1 protein-coding gene is annotated in these 4,837 nt (G+C 36.8%); it reads left to right on the top strand.

The window, feature by feature from the left end:
• On the top strand, positions 1-4,660 hold a 4,660-nt coding region (locus JCM14209_RS10135), incomplete at its 5' end, for a hypothetical protein (protein ID WP_025023021.1).
• Between the last annotated feature and the right edge of the window lie 177 nt (positions 4,661-4,837).

Below are 4,837 nucleotides of genomic sequence, written 5' to 3'. Positions count from 1 at the left end.
ATACAAGAACTACGCAAGTGAAGTACAAAGTCAAGTATCAGAACATTCAGTATCAACTGAAGAATTTGAATCAGTATCAGAAGCAGTATCTAATAGTTTGGCAAGTTCAAAATCACAAGCCGACTCAGTGATGAATTCTGTAAGTGAATCAGCATCAACATCACTTGAAACAAGTAAATCCGAAGTGGGATCACTATCAGAAAGTGCAAGCAAGTCAACATCAGTTTCTGAAAGTAAGAGTGAAGTTGGAGTAACAAGTTTAACTGCAGAAGAAGAACAACAAAGTAATTCAGTTAAATCAGCTTCAGAAGCTCAAAGTGAAAAAGTAAGTATAGACTCAGCAAACGCAAGTCAATCAGTACATGATCGTCAAAGTACAACGGAAGCACAATCAGTTGAAGCTTCAGAAAGCTTATCAAGATACTGGCATGATTCAGCATCAACAAGCGCAAGCAAGTCAACGGAAGAATCAAACTCAACTTCAACAGAAGTTTCAGATTCAGCAAGTCAATCACTAGCCCAAAGTGAATCTGAATCATACAAAGATTATGCAAGTGAGGTACAAAGCCAAGTATCAGAACATGCAGTTTCAACTGAAGAATACCAATCAGTATCAGAAGCAGTATCAAAGAGCTTGGTAGCATCTAAGTCAGAAGCTGACTCAGTGATGAACTCTGCGAGTGAAAGTGCCTCAACATCACTTGAAACAAGTGAATCTGAAGTGAAATCATTATTTGAAAGTGCAAGCAAGTCAGCATCAATTTCTGAAAGCAAGAGTGACGCTGGCGTAATAAGCTTAACTGCAGAAGAAGAAAACCAAAGTAATTCGGCTAAATCAGCATCAGAAGCTCAAAGTGAATCTGTTAAGACAGCAAGTGAAACAGCTAGCCAATCAGTAAATGATCGTCAAAGCGCAACGGAAGCACAATCAAAACAAGCTTCAGAAAGCTTATCAAGATACTGGCATGATTCAGCATCAACAAGCGCAAGCAAATCAACCGAAAATTCTAATTCAACTTCAACAGAAGTTTCAGATTCAGCAAGTCAATCACTAGCCCAAAGTGAATCTGAATCATACAAAGATTACGCAAGTGAAGTCCAAAGCCAAGTGTCAGAACATACAGAATCAACTGATGAATTTAAATCAGTGTCAGAAGCAGTATCAAAGAGCTTGGTAGCATCTAAGTCAGAAGCTGACTCAGTGATGAATTCTGTAAGTGAAAGTACTTCAACATCACTTGAAACAAGTGAATCCGAAGTTGAATCAGCAAGCCAATCAGCAAGTAAGTCAACATCAGTATCACAAAGTAAGAGTGCAAATGGAGTAACAAGCTTAACTGCGGAAGAAGAACAACAAAGTAATTCAGTTAAATCAGCTTCGGAAGCTCAAAGTGAAAAAGTAAGTACAGACTCAGCAAACGCAAGTCAATCAGTCCAAGATCGTCAAAGTACAACAGAAGCGCAATCAGTTAAAGCTTCAGAAAGCTTATCAAGATATTGGCATGACTCAGCATCAACAAGCGCAAGCAAGTCAACGGAAGAATCAAACTCAACTTCAACAGAAGTTTCAGATTCAGCAAGTCAATCACTAGCCCAAAGTGAATCTGAATCATACAAAGATTATGTAAGTGAGGTACAAAGCCAAGTATCAGAACATGCAGAATCAACCTCAGAATACCAATCGGTATCAGAAGCAGTTTCAGAAAGTTTAGAAACATCTAAGTCAGAAGCTAACTCGATGATGAATTCTGTAAGTAACTCAGCATCAACTTCAAGAAGCGAAAGTGAATCAGTAGTTGAATCAGCAAGCACATCAGCTTCAACATCAACATCAGTATCACAAAGCAAGAGCGAAAGTGGCGTAACAAGTTTAACTTCCAAAGAAGAACAACAAAGTAATTCGGCTAAATCAGCATCAGAAGCACAAAGTAATTCTGTGAAGGCAGCAAGCGAAAGTGCTAGCCAATCAGTAAATGATCGTCAAAGCACAACGGAAGCTCAATCAACTCAAGCATCAGAAAGCTTATCAAGATACTGGCATGATTCAGCAAGTATTTCCGTAAGTAAGTCAACGGAAGAATCAAACTCAACTTCAACAGAAGTTTCAGATTCAGCAAGTCAATCACTAGCACAAAGTGAATCTGAATCATATAAGAACTACGCAAGTGAAGTCCAAAGCCAAGTATCAGAACATACAGAATCAACCTCAGAATACCAATCGGTATCAGAAGCAGTTTCAGAAAGTTTAGAAACATCTAAGTCAGAAGCTAACTCGATGATGAATTCTGTAAGTAACTCAGCATCAACTTCAAGAAGCGAAAGTGAATTAGTAGTTGAATCAGCAAGCACATCAGCTTCAACATCAACATCAGTATCACAAAGCAAGAGCGAAAGTGGCGTAACAAGTTTAACTTCCAAAGAAGAACAACAAAGTAATTCGGCTAAATCAGCATCAGAAGCACAAAGTAATTCTGTGAAGGCAGCAAGTGAAAGTGCAAGCCAATCAGTAAATGATCGCCAAAGTACAACAGAAGCGCAATCAGTTAAAGCATCAGAAAGCTTGTCAAGATATTGGCATGACTCAGCATCAACAAGCGCAAGTAAGTCAGCTGAAGAATCAAAATCAACTTCAACAGAAGCTTCAGAATCAGCAAGTCAATCACTAGCACAAAGTGAATCTGAATCATACAAGAACTACGCAAGTGAAGTCCAAAGTCAAGTCTCAGAACATACAGAATCAACCTCAGAATACCAATCGGTATCAGAAGCAGTTTCAAAGAGCTTGAAAACATCTAAGTCAGAAGCTGATTCAGTGATGAATTCTGTAAGTAACTCAGCATCAACTTCAAGAAGCGAAAGTGAATCAGTAGTTGAATCAGCAAGCACATCAGCTTCAACATCAACATCAGTATCACAAAGCAAGAGCGAAAGTGGCGTAACAAGTTTAACTTCCAAAGAAGAACAACAAAGTAATTCGGCTAAATCAGCATCAGAAGCACAAAGTAATTCTGTGAAGGCAGCAAGCGAAAGTGCAAGCCAATCAGTAAATGATCGTCAAAGCACAACGGAAGCACAATCAAAACAAGCTTCAGAAAGCTTATCAAGATACTGGCATGATTCAGCAAGCCAAAGTGCAAGCAAGTCAACGGAAGAATCTAATTCAACATCAACAGAAGTTTCAGATTCAGCAAGCCAATCACTAGCACAAAGTGAATCTGAATCATATAAGAACTACGCAAGTGAAGTCCAAAGCCAAGTATCAGAACACTCAGTATCAGAAGTAGTTTCAAAGAGTTTGGCAAGTTCAAAATCACAAGCGGATTCAGTAATAAATTCAGTAAGTAAAAGTGCATCAAGTTCACTTGAAACAAGCAAATCATTAGTTGAATCAATTAGTGCTTCAGCAAGCAAGTCAACCTTTGAATCACAAAGTAAGAGTGAAAGCGATGTAACTAGCCGTACTTCAGAAAAATCTCAAAGCAATTCTGCTAAATCAGCTTCAGAATTGCAAAGTGCTTCAGCAAACGCAAGCGAATCAGTACATGGTCATCAAAGTACAACAGAAGTACAATCAATGAGTGTTTCACCAAGCTTGTCAGAAAGTCAAACGCAAAAGGCTTCGGAATCAAATATAGGTGAAATAACATCAGAAACCCCAAGTACTTCGGAAATGAATTCAAATATTTCCGAAATAACGAGTTTTGACTCGCAATCAAATACAACTATTACTTCTCAACATTCAAATGCTTCAGTATCTAATAAAACTTCAACCTCTGAAAGTTTAGTTCCAAGTAATAGCGAGGATTCTGAAACTCCACAAGAAAGCCAAGCTATTCAAAATGAGATTACTAGTCAGATTAAAAAGCTAGATGAAATGATTGAAAATATTAACGGTGGAAGTAAGGTTAGCGATAGTGTAGTAAGCAGACTTCAAAGTCAAAAAGATAAAATATCAAGTTTTGCTTCTGAAAAGCTTAGCTCACTAATACAAACTTCGATGAACTTTTCAAAAGAGATGAGCCACTCTTCATCTCAAAGTGCATCTACGAGTGACACTTACAGTACATCAATGTTTATTTCAGATTCAATTTCACAAGAAACATCGCAAGTAAATAGTACAAGAGGAATTACAAGTTTAACTTCAAGTGAACTTGTTGAATCAGAATCAAGTAGCGTTTCACTTTCAGTGTTTATGAAAAATATTGAAGAAAGTTCACTTAAAGCAAGCCAAGTAAATGAAAAGCGAGTTAGCCAGATACAATCACAATTTAGCCAAGTTGAATCACTAATTACATCAGAGATTGATAAAATGGCATCTAATGTGATAGAAACCTCATCATCATTAAGTGCAGTAGATTCAGTATCGTCATCACAATTAAATAGTCAAATAAGTTCGCAAAGCTTAAATCCTCAATCAGAAACAACAACCTCAGAAATTATAGAGTCTGAGTACAATAGTCGGGGATTAAGAAGATCAACTCAAGAAAGTAGAATTAGTGAAATTACTAAGGCTAAAGAAAATGATAATTATGCTGAAGAAAATATTGAACAACAAACAAAACTTCCACAAACAGGTGAAGTAAATAGTCGTTATCAAGCACTTGGTTTAATTGCTCTTGTCCTTGGAACTATAGCTAGCAAGAAGAAAAAAGAAAAATAAAAAAATAAGTTAGGATGATATCGTCCTAACTTATTTTTTATATTTTAAATGCACTGTTCGTTTTGTACTGGATGTGCATAAAAAGACGGTAGATGAACCCACTTTTTATCGTTTAGTTATTTTCACGATGATTAAACGTATATTTTTTGTGAAAAACATATTGAAATTAATTATATA

This window comes from Ligilactobacillus hayakitensis DSM 18933 = JCM 14209 (assembly GCF_000615845.1).
Taxonomy (GTDB): domain Bacteria; phylum Bacillota; class Bacilli; order Lactobacillales; family Lactobacillaceae; genus Ligilactobacillus; species Ligilactobacillus hayakitensis.
This window is presented reverse-complemented; position numbering and strand designations above follow the sequence as displayed.